General features: G+C 70.6%; 12 protein-coding genes. 11 read left to right on the top strand and 1 reads right to left on the bottom strand.

The window, feature by feature from the left end; genetic code table 11:
- Positions 1-173: 173 nt before the first annotated feature.
- The 7 genes from RM788_RS07735 to RM788_RS07705 all read left to right on the top strand — a co-directional run bounded on the left by RM788_RS07735 (position 174) and on the right by RM788_RS07705 (position 11,696).
- Positions 174-593, top strand: a complete 420-nt coding sequence (locus tag RM788_RS07735; RefSeq protein WP_315930844.1) for a hypothetical protein — start codon at positions 174-176, stop codon at positions 591-593.
- Between the two features lie 101 nt (positions 594-694).
- Positions 695-3,367, top strand: a complete 2,673-nt coding sequence (locus tag RM788_RS07730; RefSeq protein WP_315930843.1) for a cellulose binding domain-containing protein — start codon at positions 695-697, stop codon at positions 3,365-3,367.
- Between the two features lie 408 nt (positions 3,368-3,775).
- Entirely contained in the window at positions 3,776-6,394 is a 2,619-nt protein-coding gene (locus tag RM788_RS07725; RefSeq protein ID WP_315930842.1) for a glycoside hydrolase family 9 protein, read from the top strand.
- Positions 6,395-6,474: 80 nt separating this feature from the next.
- The gene (locus tag RM788_RS07720) at positions 6,475-8,112 is read left to right on the top strand and encodes a cellulase family glycosylhydrolase (RefSeq protein WP_315930841.1); all 1,638 of its coding nucleotides are present in this window, start codon (positions 6,475-6,477) and stop codon (positions 8,110-8,112) included.
- 26 nt (positions 8,113-8,138) lie between these two features.
- Entirely contained in the window at positions 8,139-9,428 is a 1,290-nt protein-coding gene (locus tag RM788_RS07715; protein ID WP_315930840.1) for a lytic polysaccharide monooxygenase, read from the top strand.
- Positions 9,413-9,922 (top strand): hypothetical protein, encoded by a 510-nt coding sequence (locus RM788_RS07710; protein WP_315930839.1) that lies wholly within the window; start codon positions 9,413-9,415, stop codon positions 9,920-9,922. Before RM788_RS07715 ends, RM788_RS07710 begins: the two co-directional genes overlap by 16 nt.
- A gap of 127 nt (positions 9,923-10,049) precedes the next feature.
- Complete coding sequence (locus RM788_RS07705; protein ID WP_315930838.1) at positions 10,050-11,696, top strand: glucuronyl esterase domain-containing protein; 1,647 nt, start codon at positions 10,050-10,052, stop codon at positions 11,694-11,696.
- 74 nt (positions 11,697-11,770) lie between these two features.
- Here the strand turns inward: RM788_RS07705 and RM788_RS07700 are convergent, their stop codons facing one another.
- Entirely contained in the window at positions 11,771-13,051 is a 1,281-nt protein-coding gene (locus RM788_RS07700) for an ROK family transcriptional regulator (RefSeq protein ID WP_315930837.1), read from the bottom strand.
- 206 nt (positions 13,052-13,257) lie between these two features.
- On the opposite strand from RM788_RS07700, the gene RM788_RS07695 reads away from it, so the two are divergent.
- From RM788_RS07695 to RM788_RS07680, 4 genes are all read left to right on the top strand, one after another.
- A complete protein-coding gene (locus RM788_RS07695) occupies positions 13,258-14,934 on the top strand; it encodes an ABC transporter substrate-binding protein (RefSeq protein WP_315930836.1) in 1,677 nt (558 codons plus the stop codon).
- A 190-nt stretch (positions 14,935-15,124) separates the two neighbouring features.
- The gene (locus tag RM788_RS07690) at positions 15,125-16,114 is read left to right on the top strand and encodes an ABC transporter permease (RefSeq protein ID WP_315930835.1); all 990 of its coding nucleotides are present in this window, start codon (positions 15,125-15,127) and stop codon (positions 16,112-16,114) included.
- A 15-nt stretch (positions 16,115-16,129) separates the two neighbouring features.
- Complete coding sequence (locus tag RM788_RS07685; RefSeq protein ID WP_315930834.1) at positions 16,130-17,929, top strand: dipeptide/oligopeptide/nickel ABC transporter permease/ATP-binding protein; 1,800 nt, start codon at positions 16,130-16,132, stop codon at positions 17,927-17,929.
- Complete coding sequence (locus RM788_RS07680; protein WP_315930833.1) at positions 17,926-18,795, top strand: ABC transporter ATP-binding protein; 870 nt, start codon at positions 17,926-17,928, stop codon at positions 18,793-18,795. Before RM788_RS07685 ends, RM788_RS07680 begins: the two co-directional genes overlap by 4 nt.

Genomic DNA, 18,795 nt, shown 5'->3' with positions numbered 1-18,795 from the left:
CCGAACCCGGCAGGCGGGGGGTGGCGGTCCGGGGCCCTTTCTCCGCCGCCACCGGAGAACGCCCCGGCGCACACCCCGTTCCACCCCGCCGGACCGCTCGACCCGCACCGCCCCACGCGGCGCGGAGTCCGCGGCCTCCGAGCCATCGGCGGCCGCCTCACCGAGGAGCACCCGTGCCAGGTTCCCTGCTCGCGGAAGGCCGACGCGCCGCGGCGATCCCGCCGCCGTCCGGCCCCGCCACCCGCGACGGCGTGGCGGCCGTCGTACCCGCGCTTCCGCTCGACACCCGGTGGGACCACGAGCCCACCACCCCCGACTTCGGCGATCAGCCTCCTCCTCCCGACCCCCGCGCGCTCCGACCCGGTGCCGAGCACCGGGCGGCGGGCGACAGGACTCCACGCGCCACCGGGACGGTTCCGGCACGGGGCACGGCCTCGTCCGTCGCCGGACACGCGCCGAAGTCCGCGCGGGGCGGCGGAATCCGGGTGGGGACCGCCTGGCAGCAGACGGCGGGCGCAGTGCCGCCGTTCCCGAGCTCCTTCCTCGGTGACGGCGCGGCACCGCCGCGGCCGGACGCGCACCACCCCTCCTGAGCCCGCGCCGCGGTTCGCCTGCCTCCCCGGCGGACCGCGGCGCGAACCACGGCGTCCGGCCCCTGCCAGCTCGAAATCCCTGCACAGAAGGAGAATCCTCGATGAGGAGAGTTCTCGCCTGCCTGCTCGCGGCGGTGACCGCCGCGGGACTCGTGGCCGTCGCGGCCACGACCGGTTCGGCGCAACCGCCCGAGGCCCAAGCCGCCTACTCGTGGAGCAACGTCGAGATCGCCGGCGGTGGCTTCGTCCCCGGCATCGTCTTCAACCAGACCGAGAAGAACCTGGTCTACGCGCGCACCGACATCGGCGGCGCGTACCGGTGGAACCAGTCCACCAGCCGGTGGATCCCCCTGCTCGACCACGTCGGCACCACCGACTGGGGCCTCAACGGCGTCGCGAGCCTCGCGACCGACCCGGTCGACCCGAACCGGGTGTACGTGGCCGCGGGGATGTACACCAACAGCTGGGACCCCAATAACGGCGCCATCCTGAGGTCCGCCGACCGGGGAGCCACCTGGCAGAAGACCGCGCTCCCGTTCAAGGTCGGCGGCAACATGCCCGGCCGCGGCATGGGCGAGCGGCTGGCGATCGACCCCAACCGCAACAGCACCCTGTACTTCGGCGCGCCCAGCGGCAACGGCCTGTGGCGCAGCACCGACTCCGGCGTGACGTGGGCCAAGGTGACCGCGTTCCCCAACGCGGGCAACTACGCCCAGGACCCCAGCGACCCCAACGGGTACCTCAACGACAACCAGGGCGTCCTGTGGGTGACGTTCGACAAGCGCACCGGCTCGTCGGGCCAGGCCACCAAGACGATCTACGTCGGCGTGGCCGACAAGCAGAACAACGTCTACAAGAGCACCGACGCGGGCACGACCTGGACGCGGGTGGCCGGTCAGCCGACCGGATTCCTGCCGCACAAGGGCGTGCTGGACGCCAACGGCCAGCTCTTCCTGGCCACCAGCGACACCGGCGGCCCCTACGACGGCGCCAAGGGCGACGTCTGGCGGCTCGACACGGCGACCGGGACGTGGACGCAGATCAGCCCCATCCCGTCGAGCAGCACCGACGACTACTTCGGCTACAGCGGCCTGACCGTCGACCGCCTGCACCCCGGCACCCTCATGGTCGCGACCCAGGTGTCCTGGTGGCCGGACGTGATCCTGTTCCGCAGCACCGACTCCGGGGCGACCTGGACCCGGATCTGGGACTGGACGAACTACCCCGAGCGCAGCCTGCGCTACACCCAGGACATCTCGGCGGTGCCGTGGCTCTCGCTCGGCATGAACCCGCAGCCGCCCGAGACCGCGCCGAAGCTGGGCTGGATGACCGAGTCGATGGAGATCGACCCGTTCGACTCCAACCGGATGATGTACGGCACCGGCGCCACCATCTACGGCACCAAGAACCTCACGACGTGGGACCAGGGCGGGAAGATCACCATCACGCCGATGGTCGCGGGCCTGGAGGAGACCGCCGTGCTCGACCTGATGAGCCCGCCCACCGGGGCGCCGCTGATCAGCGCGCTCGGCGACATCGGCGGCTTCCGGCACGACCGGCTGGACGCGGTGCCCGCCAAGGTGTTCACCTCGCCCACCTTCACCTCGACGACCAGCGTCGACTTCGCCGAGCTGACGCCCGCGTCGATGGTGCGGGTCGGGCAGTTCGACAAGACCAGCCGTCCCAACGACAACCGGGTCGCGTTCTCCACCGACGGCGGGTCGAACTGGTTCCAGGGCGCCGAACCCCCCGGTGTGACCGGCGGCGGCACCGTGGCGGCGGCGGCCGACGCGAGCAGGTTCGTCTGGAGCCCCGCGGGCACCGGCGTGTACTACTCGGTGGGCTACGGCAACTCCTGGACGGCGTCGACCGGCATCCCGGCGGGCGCGGTCGTGGAGTCCGACCGGGTCAACCCGAAGAAGTTCTACGGCTACGCGGCCAACAAGTTCTACGTCAGCGTCGACGGCGGTGCCACGTTCACCGCGAAGGCGGCGACCGGGCTGCCGGACACCGCCCACTTCAAGGCCGTCGCGGGCCGCGAGGGCGACGTGTGGCTGGCCGGTGGCGCGGGGCTGTGGCACTCCACGGACTCCGGCACCACCTTCACCAAGTCCACGAGCGTCACCGAGTCGACCAACATCGGCTTCGGCAAGCCCGCCGCGGGCAAGACCTACCCGGCGCTGTACTCGATCGCGCTGATCGGCGGTGTCCGCGGCGTCTTCCGCTCGGACGACACCGGCGCCACCTGGACGCGGATCAACGACGACAAGCACCAGTACGGCAACATCGGCGACGCCATCACCGGTGACCCGCGCGTCTACGGGCGGGTGTACCTGGGCACCAACGGTCGCGGCATCGTGCTGGGGGAGTCGACGGGCACCCAGCCCACGACCACTACCACCACCACGACGACCACCACCACAACCACGACAACGACGACCACAACTCCTCCGGTCACCACCGGGTGCACGGTGAGGTACACGGTCACCGGTGAGTGGGCAGGCGGGTTCCAGGGCAAGGTCGAGGTCGTCAACAACGGGACCACGCCGGTCGACGGCTGGACGGTGAAGTGGTCCTACGCCAACGGCCAGGTCATCTCCCAGCTGTGGAACGGGGTCGTCACGCAGAGCGGCGCGGCGGTCTCGGTGGCCAACGCGGCCTACAACAAGACGATCGGGGCCGGGGCGACCGTGGAGTTCGGCTTCTCGGGCAGCTGGAACGGGACCAACTCGAAACCGGCGGCCTTCACCCTGAACGACAAGGCCTGCACGTAGTCCTGGGAGCGTTCCCAGGAAGGTGTGGCGCTAGAGCGTTGAGCCCAGTCCGTGCGGCCGATGAGCCCAGTCGGCCGCACGGACCGCCCAACGTCCGCAACACCAGCCTCTCGGCCCAGTGGGGCCGGGGTGATTTCACCGTGTGTCAACGAAAACGGCCTTGCCGGCGCTCAATTGAGACAGGGGACCAGCGCTGTCCGAAATGCCGCTCCGACCGTCCCGCGTTCCGGTCACGGCGGGTGTGCGATCCGGCCGATGACGATGATCAAGCCCGCTTCCCCTGATGTTTCCCCCTCGTTACAGTCCGCAGTACTGGGAGCGTTCCCAGAACCTCTGCACCTTCCGGAGGCTTTCGTGCAACGGCGCACGTCGAGATCGGTTTCCTGGCTCCTTGCCGCGATCCTCGCGGTGTTCGCGCTGGTGGTGCCCGCGCACGACGCGCAGGCGGCGCCCGCGTTCAACTACGGCGACGCGCTGCAGAAGTCGGTCTGGTTCTACGACGCGCAGCGCTCGGGCAAGCTGCCCGCCGACAACCGCGTGTCCTGGCGCGGCGACTCCGCGCTCAACGACGGCTCCGACGTCGGCCTCGACCTGACCGGCGGCTTCTACGACGCGGGCGACCACGTGAAGTTCGGGCTGCCCTTCGCCTCCAGCATGTCGATGCTCGCCTGGGGCGCGGTGGAGAACCGGCAGGCCTACGCCGACTCCGGCCAGCTCGCCGCGCTGCGGGCGAACCTCAAGTGGGGCACCGACTGGATCATCAAGGCGCACCCGTCGCCCAACGTGGTCTACGGCCAGGTCGGCACCGGGTCTCCCGACCACGCCTGGTGGGGCTCCGCCGAGGTCATGCCGATGGCCAGGCCGTCCTACAAGGTCGACGCGTCCTGCCCCGGCTCCGACCTCGCGGGCGAGTACGCCGCCGCGCTGGCGTCGTCGTCGATGGTGTTCGCCGCCACCGACCCGACGTACGCGGCCACCCTGCTCACCCACGCCAAGCAGCTCTACTCCTTCGCCGACACCTACCGGGGCAAGTACAGCGCCTGCATCACCGACGCGAGCTCGTACTACAACTCCTGGAGCGGCTACCAGGACGAGCTGGTGTGGGGCGCGATCTGGCTCTACCGCGCCACCGGCGACGCCACCTACCTCACCAAGGCCAAGAACGAGTACCCGAAGCTCGGCACCGAGCCGCAGAGCACCGAGCGGTCCTACAAGTGGACGATCGCCTGGGACGACAAGTCCTACGGCGCCTACGTGCTGATGGCGCAGCTGACCGGTGAGCAGACCTACCTCACCGACGCCAACCGCTGGCTCGACTTCTGGACCACCGGCTACAACGGCAACCGGGTGCGGTACTCGCCGGGCGGCCAGGCCGTGCTCGACAGCTGGGGGTCGCTGCGCTACGCGGCCAACACCGCGTTCGTCGCGCTGGTGCACAGCGACTGGCTCAAGACCAGGGACGCCGCCCGTGCCACCACCTACCACGACTTCGCGGTCCGGCAGATCGACTACGCGCTCGGCGACAACCCGCGCAACTCCAGCTACGTGGTCGGGTTCGGCGCCAACCCGCCGCGCAACCCGCACCACCGCACCGCGCACGGGTCGTGGGCGGACAGCATCGCCGAACCGGTCACCAGCAGGCACGTGCTCTACGGCGCGCTGGTCGGCGGGCCGAGCACGAACAACGACGCCTACACCGACAGCCGCACCGACTACGTGGCCAACGAGGTGGCGCTGGACTACAACGCCGGGTTCACCGGCGCGCTGGCCCGGCTCTACCGCGAGTACGGCGGCACCCCGTCGGCGGGCTTCCCGGTCGCCGAGACCACGGACGGCCCCGAGCTGACCACGCAGGCGGCGGTGAGCCAGAGCAACGTCGGCTTCACCGAGATCAAGTCCTACGTCCTCAACAGGTCCGCGTGGCCCGCCAGGGTCTTCAACGGCTCCCTGCGCTACTACTTCACCCTCGACGGCACGACCACCGCGGACCAGATCACCGTCACCACCAACTACAACCAGTGCGGGGCCGCGAGCAAGCCGTTGCGGCACAGCGGGAACGTCTACTACGTCGAGATCCCGTGCACGGGCGTCTCCCCGGCGGGCCAGTCGGCCTACCGCAAGGAGGTCCAGTTCCGGCTCACCAGCAGCGGGACGTGGGACCCGACCAACGACTGGTCCTACCAGGGTCTGCCGGTCGGCAACGTCACGCCCACCCAGACGAGCAGGCTGGTGCTCGTGCAGGACGGGAAGGTGGTGTGGGGCACTCCCCCCGACGGCACCAGCACCCCCGACACCGCCGCACCGACCGTCCCGAGTGGACTGAGCGCGTCCGCGATCGGCGGCACCGGCTTCACGCTGCGGTGGACCGCTTCCACCGACGACGTCGGCGTCGCGGGCTACGACGTGCTGCGAGCCGACAGCACGGCGGTCGGCACGGCGACGGGAACCACCTACACCGCGACGGGCCTGACCCCGTCGACCACGTACCGGTTCTCGGTGCGGGCCCGCGACGCGGCGGGCAACACCTCCGCCGCGAGCACGCAGATCTCCGTGACGACCACCGCGGGCGGTGGCGGTGGCGGCACGTTCGCCGTGCAGCAGCGCGGTGACGGAGCGGCGCGGGACAGCCAGATCCGGGCCGTCCTCCAGTTCGCCAACCGCGGCACGACGGCGCTGCCGCTGAGCGGCGTGACCCTGCGCTACTGGTTCACCGGCGACACGCCTTCCCCGTCCTACCAGGTGTTCTGCGACTGGGCGGTGATCGGCTGCGCCCAGGTGAAGGCCGAGGTGGTCAAGCTCGCCACGCCGAGGACCGGCGCGGACGCCTACCTCCAGGTCACGTTCACCGGTGGCTCGGTGGCACCCGGTGCCACGAGCGGCGACCTCCAGTTCCGCTTCGCCAAGGCGGACTGGTCGGCGTTCGACCAGTCCGACGACCACAGCTACCGGGTCTCCGCCTCCTGGGCGGACCACGACCGCGTGACCGCCTACACCGGCGGCGCGCTCGCCTGGGGCGTCGAGCCCTAGCCCACAGATTCCGGTGTGGGGTGCCTGCGCGCTCAGGCACCCCTCGCCGGTTCCACCTCCCCCTGAGAGGTCCCCCGCAGATGAGAAGACTGATGGCACTGGCGGGCACGCTGTTCGCCACCCTGCTCCTGATGGCCACCGTGCTGACCCCGACAGCCCCCGCGGACCCCGTGCGACCGGCGGCGGCCGGGTTCAAGGTCACCAACGGGCGGCTCTACGACGCGACCGGCGCGGAGTTCGTGATGCGCGGGGTCAACCACGCGCACACCTGGTACGCCTCCCGCACCACGAAGGCGCTCTCCGACATCAAGGCGCTGGGCGCCAACACGGTCCGGGTCGTGCTCAGCTCGGGCGACCAGTGGACGCGCAACGACGCGACCGACGTGGCCAACGTGATCTCCCAGTGCAAGGCGAACAAGCTCATCTGCGTGCTGGAGGTGCACGACACCACCGGGTACGGCGAGCAGGCCGCCGCCGTCACGCTGGCCAAGGCCGTCGACTACTGGATCAGCGTCCAGAGCGCGATGACCGGCCAGGAGGCGTACACGATCCTCAACATCGGCAACGAGCCGTGGGGCAACACGAACACCGCGGCGTGGACCGCGGACACCAAGACCGCGATCGGCAGGCTGCGCGCGGCCGGGTTCACCCACACGCTGATGGTGGACGCCCCGAACTGGGGCCAGGACTGGTCCTTCACCATGCGCGACAACGCGGCCTCGGTGTTCGCCAGCGACACCCTGCGCAACACCATGTTCTCCATCCACATGTACGGCGTGTTCGACACCGCCGCCGAGATCACCGACTACCTGGGCCGGTTCGTCAGCGCGGGCCTGCCGATCCTGGTGGGGGAGTTCGGCAACACCCACTCCGACGGCGACGTGGACGAGGACACGATCTTCTCCTACACCCAGGCGCAGAAGCTCGGCTACCTCGGCTGGTCGTGGAGCGGGAACGGCGGCGGCGTCGAGTACCTCGACATGGCCACCGGGTTCGACGCGACGCAGCTGAGCGCGTGGGGTCAGCGCATCTTCAACGGCGCCAACGGGATCAAGGCGACCTCGCGCGAGGCGGCGGTCTTCGGAGGTGGCGGCGGCGGTGACACGACCGCGCCCACCAAGCCCGGCACCCCGACCACGACGGGCGTCACGGCGAGCGGTGCCGCGCTGTCCTGGGCCGCGTCCACCGACGCCGTCGGCGTGACCGGCTACGACGTGGTGCGGGTCAGCGGCACCACGGAAACCGCGCTCGCGTCCAGTTCCACGGCCTCGGCGACCCTCACCGGGCTCACGGCGAGCACCGCCTACACGGTCGCCGTCTACGCCCGCGACGCCGCGGGCAACCGGTCCACCCGGTCCGGCACCGTCGCGTTCACCACGTCGGCGGGCACCGGCACCGGTTCCTGCGCGGTGGCCTACAAGGTCGCCAGCCAGTGGCAGGGCGGTTTCGGCGCCGACGTGACGATCCGCAACACGGGGACGGCCGCGGTCAACGGCTGGACCCTGCGCTGGACCTTCGCCAACGGCCAGACCGTCACCCAGATGTGGGGCGCGACGGCCACCCAGTCCGGCACCCAGGTGAGCGCCGTGAACGCCCCGTACACCGCGGCCATCCCGGCGGGCGGCTCGGTGGCCTTCGGCTTCAACGGCTCCTGGACCGGCACCAACGCGGCCCCGACCGCCTTCACCCTCAACGGCGCGTCGTGCGCCGGTTCGTGACCCGTCCAACCCGAAAGGAGAAGTCGTTGCGGTTCAAGCGAATAGTCGCGTTGGGCGCGGCAGTGATCGGCGTCGCCGGATTCACGACGATCGTCATGCCGAGCGGTACAGCTCTCGCCCACGGCTCGATGACCTTCCCGCAGAGCAGGACCTACAGCTGCTACCAGGACGGTCAGGCGGGCAGCGGGGGAGGGGACCTCAACCCCACCAACCCCGCGTGCGTCCAGGCGGTCGCGATCGGTGGCAAGCAACCGCTGTGGGACTGGTTCGGCAACCTGATCAGCCAGGCGGCGGGCAAGCACCGGGAGATCATCCCGGACGGCCACCTGTGCGGGCCGACGACCAAGTACGACGCGTACAACCTCGCGCGCGGCGACTGGCCGTCCACCACGCTCCAGGCGAACTCGACGATCACCATGAAGTACAACGCCTGGGCCCCGCACCCCGGAACCTGGGACCAGTACGTCACCAAGGACGGCTTCGACGTCAACCAGCCGCTCAAGTGGTCGGACCTGGACCAGACGCCGTTCAACTCGGTCACCAACCCGGCGCTGGCCAGCGGTGAGTACAGCTGGAGCGCGCGCCTGCCCAACAAGACCGGCAGGCACGTCATCTACTCCATCTGGCAGCGCTCCGACAGCCCGGAGGCGTTCTACAGCTGCTCGGACGTCGTGTTCTCCGGCGGGGGCAGCGGCGGTGACACCCAGGCGCCGACCGCGCCCGGCACCCCGACGGCCACGGCCACCGCGAACTCGGTCGCGCTGACCTGGTCGGCGTCCACCGACAACGTCGGTGTCGCCGGGTACGACGTCTACCGCGAGGCCGGTGCGACCGACGTGCTGGTCGCCTCGCCCACGACCGCTTCGGCGACCGTGACGGGGCTGACGGGCTCGACGGCGTACGCGTTCTACGTGAAGGCGAGGGACGCGTCGGGCAACACCTCCGCCGCCTCCTCGCCGGTCTCCGTGACCACGAGTCCCGGCTCCACGCCGGGTGGCGCGTGCACGGTCGCCTACACCACGCCCAGCGTGTGGTCGGGCGGGTTCACCGGCAACGTGGTCGTGAAGAACACCAGCACCAGCGCGCTCAACCCGTGGTCGCTGGTGTGGGACGTGCCGTCCGGTCAGTCGATCACGTCCGCGTGGTCGGCCGACGTGGTGGTGGCGAGCGGCAAGGCCACCGCCAAGGGCGTCAGCTGGAACACGTCGATCCCGGCGGGCGGCTCGGTGACCTTCGGGTTCAACGGGTCGGCCTCCGGCACCCCGGCGATACCGAGCACGTTCGCCCTCAACGGAGCGACGTGCGGCTCGGCCTGATCCTCGTGATCACGGCCCTGGTGGTGGGGACGACCGCGTGCGGCGCGGCCGACCCCACCACCGGGTCGGCCGCGGGCGTCGGCGCCTGGGTGCGCGCCAAGACCGGCGAGTGCGCCTCCCCGAAGGCGGCGACGATCGAGGAGTTCGCGGAGTTCGTCGGTCCACTGCGGGCGAAGCTCTACGCGCCCTACGTGTCCGAGTGGGCGACCTGCGAGGTCGCCCCCTACGAGAAGCTCGGCCTGGTCGTGTTCCAGCCGGACCGGCTAGCCGCGTTCCAGGAGGGCTGGAAGGCGTCCGTGGCCGCGGGGGAGGTGCGCGGCGACCCCGATTTCGCCTTCGGCAAGGGGTTCGCGCTCAGCGCGACCACCGGACTGGAGCGACTCGGGCTGAAGTACCTGCGCTGCACCCCGGTGGACGGCACCGAGCTGTCCCCGGAACCGGCCGAGGCCCCCGGCTGCGTCTACACCGCGATGCCCAGGGGGCACGACCACTGATCGACCGCTACACCCCACCACGGGACCGGTGGGCTCGCGCGTGGCGGCACGCGGGCCCACCACCCGAGGTGGCCCCGTTGGCAACGGCGCCACCGGGGAGGTACACCCACCCTGAAGGAGATCCCTGGTGAGCACCAGCTCAGGCCGCCCCACAGCGCGGTCCACGGTCGTCATGCTGGCGGTGGCGGCACTCGCGCTCGCGGGCGCTGTGACCGTGGTGGCGAACACCGGCACCGCCCCCGCTTCCGCCGCCGAGCTCTCGGCGGCCGCCCCCGTCGAGGACGAGGGCGCCGACTGCCCGGTGACCCTGCCCGGCTCCACCCCGTCCAACGCGAAGCTGCCCGACCCGTTCACCAGGATCAACGGCACCCGGATCACCGCGAAGTCGGACTGGCGGTGTCGACGCACCGAGATCCGCAAGCTCGCGGAGAAGACCGTCTACGGCGAGAAGCCCGGCAAGCCGACCACCGTCACGGGCACGGTGTCCAGCAGCAACCTCACGGTCAACGTGTCGCACAACGGCAAGTCCTCCAGCTTCTCGGCCAAGGTCGAACTGCCCAGCGGGTCCGGTCCGTTCCCGGTCGTGGTGGTGTTGGGCGGGTTCGGCGCGGACACGGCCACCATCAAGGCGGCCGGCGCGGCGGTGATCAACTACGACCCGTACGCGGTGGGCAAGGAAGGCACGGCCCGCAACAACAAGCAGGGCGCGTTCTACAGCGTCTACGGCGCCACCAGCACCACCGGCCTGTTGGCCGCGTGGTCGTGGGGGGTGAGCCGGATGATCGACGTCATCGAGACCTCCGGCGGCACCATCCTCAAAGCCGACGCCGTCGGTGTGACCGGGTGCTCGCGGTTCGGCAAGGGCGCGTTCGTGATCGGCGCGTTCGACCAGCGGATCGCGTTGACGATGCCGATCGAGTCCGGCAGCGCCGGCGCCCCGATCTTCCGCGGCATCCCCGGCGAAGGCGCCCAAAGCCTGAGCAGCGCCTACGGCGAACAACCCTGGCTCGGTGACGCGTTCGGGTCGTACACCAGCAACCCCAACGGGTTGCCGGTGGACACCCACGAGATCGTCGCCATGGTGGCACCGCGCGGGTTGTTCATCATGGACAACCCCCACATCGCCAACCTGGGCCCGAAATCCGCCAGCGTCGCCGCGTTGGGTGGTGCCGAGGTCTACAAGGCGTTGGGCGCCGGGGACAACATCACCTATTGGTCCGACATCACCGACGGCAACCACTGCGCCAACCGGGCGGAGTGGAAGACGCCGTTGCAGCAGAACATCCAGAAGTTCCTGCTCAAGACCGGCAACGCGGCGGGGCAGATCAGGATCTCCAGCAAGGCCGCGGGCAACCTGGCGCAGTGGCGGGACTGGACCACCCCCACCCTGACCGACGGCCCCGGTGACCCGACCACGACCACGAGCACTACGACCACTACGACCACCACGACCACGACGACGACCACGCCTCCGCCCGCCGGCGGTGGCTGCTCGGCGTCGGTGTCGCTCAACCAGTGGGCGGACGGGTTCGTCGCCACGGTGAAGGTCACCGCGGGAGCGTCGGCGGTGACCGGCTGGACCGTCGGCATGACCCTGCCCTTGGGGGCGACCGTGACCAACGCCTGGAACGTCAACCGCAGCGGCAACACCGGCGCGGTGCGGTTCACCAACGTCGGGTTCAACGGGGCCATCGCCGCGGGGCAGTCGACGGAGTTCGGTTACCAGGCGACGGGAACCGGTGCGGGAATGACACCCACCTGCTCGGCCGGGTAGTCCGGCGAGGGGCGCGGGGTGCGGTGGGGAGGCGGCGGACTTCCACACCGCACCCCGTGCGCGCGCCCGGAAGCTCAGGCGCTGGGCGGGGTGAGGAAGGCGGGTTCGGCGGCGGCCAGGTTCTCCGGGAGCCGCATGCCCTCGTGCAGGGGGACGAGCTCGGATTGCAGGACCATGGCGGCGCCGCCGATCGCGGGCGCGGTCGCGGCCGAGCGGGACAGGCGGACGTCGACCCGGTGCGCGGCGCGGGCGAAGAAGCCGCGGTCGAGCTCGTCGCGCACGATCGGCAGGTAGACCGACCCCGCGACGGCGAAGCTCGGACCCGTGAGGACGAGGACGTCGAGGTCCATGATGTTGGCCAGGTTCTTGGCCGCCACGGCGATGTAGCGCGCGGAGCGCTCCAGGATCGCGAGCGCCTGCGGTTCGCCGCGCCGGGCCGCGCGGCTGACGGCGGCGAAGTCCGCGGCCACCGACGGGCGGGCGCGCTTGGCGCCGGTGAGGCCCACCATCCTCGCCAGCGACTGGTCGGCGCGGGCCGCCGCGACGACGGCCGCCGGGCCCGCGAGGGATTCCACGCAGCCGCGGGCGCCGCACCAGCACTCCGGGCCCAGCGCGTCGACGCAGGTGTGCCCGATCTCGCCCGCGTTGCCGCTGGTGCCCCGGTAGGTGATGCCGCCGATGACCAGGCCCGCCCCTATCCCGGTGCCCATGTACAGCGCGGCGGACGTGGACGTGCCGCCGACGCCGCCGGACCAGTGCTCGCCGAGCGCGGCGGCGGTGGCGTCGTTGTCCAGCAGCACGGGCAGCCCGGTCGCCTTCGCGAGCGCCCGGTCGAGCGGGTAGTCCTCCCACTTGCGCATCGACGGCGGGGTCAGCGCCATGCCGGAGGCCGCGCGCAGCGGGCCGGGGGTGACCAGGCCGACGCCCAGCACCCGGTCCGGCTCCACGCCGACCCGTTCGACGAGCGCGCCGACCTCGGCGGCCATCCGGGTGACGACCAGCGCGGGCTCCTCGGTGCCCGCGCCCGGTCTGGTGATCCGGGCGACGACGGCGCCGCCGAGGTTGGTGAGCACGTAGGTGATGCCCGCGTGGTCGAGGTGCACGCCGATCGCGTACCGCGAGGCGTGGTTGAGCTGGAGCAGCACCCGCCGCTTGCCGCCGGTGGACTCGGCGCGGCCGGTCTCCAGCACCAGGCCCTCGTCGATGAGCTTGCGGACGACGGTGGAGATCGTGGCGCCGGTGAACCCGGTGGCGTTGATGAGGCCGACCCGGCTGATCGTGCCCGCCGCGCGGATCACGTCGAGCACCGCGGCCTTGCTGCTCGCGTGCAGCGTCGTCCGGGCCTGACCGCTCACTTGTCCTCCGCGTTGTGGCCTGCACTTACTTCGTTCACCGGCCGAAGGGTAGCAACCGCTGGGCGCTGGACGCCTGGGTCAACGATGTCATCGCGGTGTCCGAGAGGTATTGACTTCGTTTCTTCAGTGACTTAACAATCTCCAAACGCAACGACGCCCCTCCGTCTCGGCACGTCGTTGCGACCCAGCCAGGAGAGGAATCAACGATGTTCCTGAAGGCACAGCGTCGACGCGTCGCGGGCTTGGCCGCCATGGCCCTGATCGCGGCCGGGTGCGGGTCGTCCACGGGCGCCAAGTCGGCGGACGCGGAGACCCTCGTCGTCTACACCGGCCAGTCGGGCGACTACCAGATCAACTTCAACCCGTTCTCGCCGACGCTCATCGACGGCCCCGGCACGATCTTCGAACCGCTGTTCTTCTTCAACAACCTGAAGGCCGACGCGGCCCCGAAGCCGCGGCTCGGCAAGTCCTTCTCCTGGAACGCCGACGGCACCGAGCTGTCGGTGGAGGTCCGCGGCGACGCGAAGTGGTCCGACGGCCAGGCGTTCACGGCCAAGGACGTCGTGTTCACCCTGGACATGATCACCAAGAACAAGACCATGAACTCCACCGGGTTCAAGGGCAAGGCGACGGCGGCCGACGACACCCACGTGTCGATCAAGTTCGACGAGCCCGCCTTCATGGACGGCCCGCAGGTCCTCGGCAAGGTCTACATCGTCCCCGAGCACCTGTGGAAGGACATCGCGACGCCCGCGACCGACCCGGTGAAGAACCCCGTGGGCACCGGCCCGTTCCTGCTCGACGAGTTCAAGGCGCAGGCGTTCACGCTCAAGTCGAACCCCGGCTACTACGGCGGCGAGCCCGCGGTGAAGAAGGTCCGCTACCTCTCGCTGTCGGGCAACCAGGCCGGTGCCGACGCGCTCAAGGCGGGCCAGATCGACTGGCAGACCGGGCCCGTGCCCGACATCAAGGACGTCGAGAAGAACTACCCCGGCTACAAGGCGACCATCACGCCGATGAACCAGACCGCGCTGTTCACCTGCTCCAACGCCCAGCTGGGCTGCACGGGCGCCCAGACCGACCCCGCGGTGCGCAAGGCCGTCTACTACGGCATCAACCGCACCCAGGTGAACGCGCTGGCGTTCGAGAACACCTCCAGCGAGGTCTCGCCCGGTTTCGCGATGGTCGAGCGGGACAAGGGGCTGCTGTCGGGCAAGCTCAAGGAGAAGACCGCCCCGATGAACCCCGACGTCGCCAAGGCCACGAGCCTGCTGGAGGGCGCCGGGTACACCAAGGGCGGCGACGGCGTATACACCAAGGACGGCAAGGCGCTCGAATTGACGGTCAAGGTCGTCGCGGGCTGGACCGACTACATCACCGCCGTCGACACCATCGGCCAGCAGCTCCAGCAGGTCGGCATCAAGCTCACCCCGCAGCAGCTGTCCTGGAACGAGTGGTCCGACGCTCGCGGCCGCGGCCAGTACGAACTGCTGATCGACTCCGTCCAGCAGGGCCCGGCGCCCGACCCGTACTACACCTACAGCTACTTCTTCGCCGGTGCGAACACCGCTCCCGCCGGTGAGGTCGCGAACCCGAACTTCGGCCGCATCAAGGACCAGGCCGTGGACGACGCGCTGGCCGCTCTCAAGCGCATCGACCCCAAGGACACCGCCGCCCGGCAGCCGCACTTCGACGCGATCCAGAGCCGCGTCGAGGAGATCATGCCCTACATCCCGGTGCTCACCGGCGGCACGACCAGCGAGTACAACGCCAAGAAGTTCACCGGCTGGCCCACCGCCGACGACCTCTACGCGTTCCCGGCCGTCTGGTCCCGCCCCGAGAACTCCGAGATCTACATGCACCTCAAGCCCGCGGGCAACTAACCATGACCCCGCGAGTCGAACCCCCAGACACCCCGTGTCGAACCTCCAGACACCCCGAACCCCCCACTCCGACACCCACAAGGCGTGAACGGACCCGGTCCGCTTCGCTCGCGCCCGCCTCCCGGCTTGCGCCCGCCTCCCGGCTCGCGCCGGGCACCGGAAACCCGGTGCCCGGCGCGGGGGAGGTGCGATGAGGTACTACCTGCGCAAGCTCGCGTTCTACGCGGTCGCCCTGTGGGCCGCGCTGACGCTGAACTTCGCCATCCCCAGGCTGATGCCGGGCAACCCGGTGGACATCCTGCTCGCCAAGCTCCAGCTGCGCGGCGGGTCGGTCGACCCTGCGGCGCGGCGGTCGTTCGAGCTGCTGCTCGGCGGCGGCGGGGACGAGTCGATCGTCAGCCAGTACTTCGCCTACCTGGGCAACGTGTTCCGCGGCGACCTCGGCGTCTCGGTGAGCGCGTTCCCGGCGCCGGTGTCCGAGGTCATCGCCTCCTCGCTGCCGTGGACGGTGGTGCTGGTGGGGATCGCGACGCTGCTGTCGTTCCTGGTGGGCATCGGGCTCGGCGCGCTGGTCGGCTGGAAGCGCGGCACGTGGCTGGACGCGCTGGTGCCCGCCACCACGGTCCTGTCGGCGGTGCCGTACTTCTGGCTGGCGCTGATCCTGGTGGCGGTGTTCGCCTCCGCGCTGGGCTGGTTCCCGCTGCTCGGCGGGTACGACGTGGTGCTGTCGCCGGGCTGGAACGCGGAGTTCCTGTCCTCGGCGATCTACCACGGGACGCTGCCCGCGCTGACGATCGTGGTCTCGTCGATCGGCGGCTGGCTGCTGGGGATGCGCAACATGATGGTGTCGGCCAGCTCCGAGGACTACGTGCTCACCGCGCAGGCCAAGGGGTTGCGGGACAGCCGCATCATGATCCGGTACGCCACCCGCAACGCCATCCTGCCCTCGGTGGCGGGGTTCGCGATCTCGCTCGGGTTCGTGGTCTCCGGCTCGATCATCACCGAGCAGGTCTTCTCCTACCCCGGCATCGGCTCGAAGCTGCTGCAAGCGGTGCAGAACAACGACTACGCGCTGATGCAGGGGATCTTCCTGGTGATCACGGTCGCGGTGCTCGGCGCCAACCTCGTGGTGGACCTGCTCTACGCCCTGATCGACCCCCGAACCCGCGTGACCGGCTGAGAAGGAGCACCGAAAGTGACCAACCCCAGTCCGGTCACCGCGCCGTCCCGACCGAAGGACGGCTGGCGGACGATGCTGCCGCGCTGGTCGCCGAAGCTCGGTGTCGGCCTCGGCCTGATCGGTGTGATCGTGCTGTTCGGCGTCGTCGGCCCGCTGGTGGTCGGCGACCCGAACACCGTGCGCGACATCGGCCTCACCCCGCCGGGCGGCGAGCACTGGCTGGGCACCACCCAGACCGGCCAGGACGTCGTCGCCCAGATCGCCTTCGCCACCAGGGGATCGCTGCGGATCGGCCTGCTGGTCGGCCTGATGGCGACCGTCCTGTCGGCCGTCTTCGGCATCGTCGGCAGCTACGCGGGCGGTGTCGTCGACGAGCTGTTCTCGCTGTTCTCCAATGTGATGCTGGTGATCCCCGGCCTGCCGCTGGTGATCGTCATCGCCGGGTTCGTGCCCGCCGCGCAACGCGGGTCGTGGACGATCGCGGTGGTGCTGGCCATCACCGGCTGGGCGGCGTCGGCGCGGGTGCTCAGGGCCCAGACGCTGTCGCTGCGCAACCGCGACTACGTGGCCGCGGCGAAGGTGGCGGGGGAGAAGACCTGGCGGGTGATCACCGTCGAGATCCTGCCGAACCTGCTTCCGCTGCTGGCCTCCCAGTTCGTGTTCGCGGTGATCCTCGCGATCCTCAGCGAGGCGGGCCTGTCGTTCCTCGGGCTCGGCGCGTCCAACTCCTCCACCCTGGGCACGATGCTCTACTACGCCCAGAACGGGTTCGCGCTGCAACGCGAGGCGTGGTGGTGGTTCGTGCCGCCGGGCCTGGTGATCGCGCTGTTCGGCTGCGGGCTCTCGCTGGTGAACTTCAGCATCGACGAGATCATCAACCCGAAGCTGCGCGACGTGCCCCGCAAGCCGGGCAAGGTGGCCGAGGCCCTCGTGGTCACGCCCGCCGAACGCGGCGAGGAGGACGCGGTGCTGACGGTCTCCGGCCTGTCCGTGGTCTACCAGGGCGACAACCCGGTGCACGCGGTGAAGGACGTGTCGCTCACGTTGCGGCGCGGCGAGATCCTCGGGCTGGCGGGCGAGTCCGGGTGCGGCAAGACGACCCTGGCCTACGCGGTCAACCGGCTGCACCGACCGCCCGCGGAGGTGACGTCCGGCGCGGTCACGTTCCACGACCGCGACGGCACCGACACCGACGTGCTGGGGCTGGCGCCCGAGGAGCTGCGGGAGTTCCGCTGGTCGAAGCTCTCCATGGTGTTCCAGGGCGCGATGAACGCGCTGAGCCCGGTCACGTCGGTCGCGGCGCAGCTCGACGACGTGCTCACCACGCACCGGCCGGGGATGTCGCGCGCCGACCGGCGCGCGCGCTGCGTCGAGGTGTTCGAGCTGGTCGGGGTCGACCCGGCGCGGCTGGGCTCGTTCCCGCACGAGCTGTCCGGCGGGATGCGGCAGCGCGTGATGATCGCGATGGCGCTGCTGCTCGACCCGCAGGTCATGATCATGGACGAGCCGACCACCGCCCTCGACGTGGTGGTGCAGCGGGGAATCCTGCTGGAGATCCTCAAGTTCCGCGACGAGCTCGGCTTCGCCGTCGTGTTCATCACCCACGACCTGCCGCTGCTGCTGGAGATCAGCGACCGGATCGCGGTGATGCGCGAGGGCGAGGTGGTCGAGCTGGGCACCGCCGAGGAGCTGCACCTCAACCCCCGGCACGCCTACACCCGCCAGCTGCTCGACTCCTTCCCCAGCCTCACCGGCGACCGGGGCGGGTTCATCCGGGACACCGAGCCCGCGCTGCACGACGGAGGTGTCCGGTGACCACCTTGGAGGCCCGCGACCTGGTCAAGGACTTCAGCGTCCGCAACGGCCTGCGCCGCACGTCGCTGCGGGCGGTGGACCGGGTGTCGTTCACCCTCGAACCCGGCCGCACGGTCGCGCTCGTCGGCGAGTCCGGGTCGGGCAAGTCGACGATCGCGAAGATGATCGCCCGCCTGGAGAAGCCCAGCGGGGGCACCATCACCGTGGCCGGGCCGGACGGGACGAAGGTGCCCGACCGCGACTACCGGCACCGGGTGCAGATGGTGTTCCAGGACCCGTTCGCCTCGCTCAACCCGTTCCACACCGTCGAGCACCACCTCGCCCGGCCGCTGCGGCTGCACGGCCGGGCGCACGGGGCGGAGGAGACCGCGCGGCTGGTGTCGGAACTGCTGGAACGGGTCACCCTGCCCGCCGCCTTCGCCTCCCGGCGCCCGCACGAGCTGTCCGGCGGCCAGCGCCAGCGGGTCGCCATCGCCCGCGCGCTGGCGCCGGGCGCGGAGATCGTCGTGGCGGACGAACCGGTGTCGATGCTGGACGTGTCGATCCGGCTCGGCATCCTGAAGCTGTTGGCGCGCTTGCAGAAGGAGGAGAACCTGGCGGTCCTCTACATCACCCACGACCTCGCGACCGCCCGGCACTTCTCCGACGAGATCCTGGTCCTCTACCGGGGCCGGGTGGTGGAACGGGGGCCCTCCGACAAGGTGATCCTCGATCCCCGGCACCCGTACACGAAGCTGCTGGCCGCCGCGTCGCCCGACCCCGACGCCCGCGACCGGGTGTTCGAGGTCGGCCGGGCCGTGGTCGAGGCGGCGGGTGTCTCCGCGGCCTACGACCACTACACCGGCCGATGGGAGGAAGCCGCCTGA

This window comes from Umezawaea sp. Da 62-37 (genome assembly GCF_032460545.1).
Lineage (GTDB): Bacteria > Actinomycetota > Actinomycetes > Mycobacteriales > Pseudonocardiaceae > Umezawaea.
Note: the sequence above shows the minus strand (reverse complement) of the source record. Positions and strands in the feature narration are given on the sequence as shown.

Excerpts from the sequence above, each read along its gene's own strand:
- RM788_RS07730 (WP_315930843.1), top strand. The coding sequence starts at position 695 with ATGAGGAGAGTTCTCGCCTGCCTGCTCGCGGCGGTGACCGCCGCGGGA.
- RM788_RS07720 (WP_315930841.1), top strand. The coding sequence starts at position 6,475 with ATGAGAAGACTGATGGCACTGGCGGGCACGCTGTTCGCCACCCTGCTC.
- RM788_RS07695 (WP_315930836.1), top strand. The coding sequence starts at position 13,258 with ATGTTCCTGAAGGCACAGCGTCGACGCGTCGCGGGCTTGGCCGCCATG.
- RM788_RS07690 (WP_315930835.1), top strand. The coding sequence starts at position 15,125 with ATGAGGTACTACCTGCGCAAGCTCGCGTTCTACGCGGTCGCCCTGTGG.